The sequence below is a fragment of the Marinobacter iranensis genome (assembly GCF_029207565.1).
Lineage (GTDB): Bacteria > Pseudomonadota > Gammaproteobacteria > Pseudomonadales > Oleiphilaceae > Marinobacter > Marinobacter iranensis.
In genome coordinates this window covers 1-262 of the sequence record NZ_JANCMW010000240.1, presented here as the reverse complement: position 1 = coordinate 262, position 262 = coordinate 1, and the positions used below count along the sequence as shown (strand labels likewise).

Here is a 262-nt window from a genome sequence, read left to right as displayed (position 1 = left end):
CCGAACTCGATCGCGACGGTGAGCAGCAGGATGAGCAGGATCCTGCCGAGCAGTCCCAGCGGATGGCGCGGCACCAGGCTCAGGAGCGGGTTACCTCTGCGCGGAAGATGTAGCCGATGCCGCGCACCGTGCCGATCGGCGGCTGGTGGCCGGCGGCGGAGATCTTGCGGCGCAACCGGCTGACCAGCACGTCGACGCTGCGATCCGAACTGTCGCCGAGGCGGACACGCGACAGCTCGACCAGGCGCTCACGCGCGATCAC

The 262-nt window shown here is 69.5% G+C and carries 1 protein-coding gene; it reads right to left on the bottom strand.

Translation table 11 applies throughout. The annotated features are described in order from the left end of the window. Positions 1–79 precede the first annotated feature (79 nt). A partial coding sequence (locus tag NLU14_RS22190; RefSeq protein WP_275710680.1) for a helix-turn-helix domain-containing protein occupies positions 80–262 on the bottom strand: 183 nt, incomplete at its 5' end.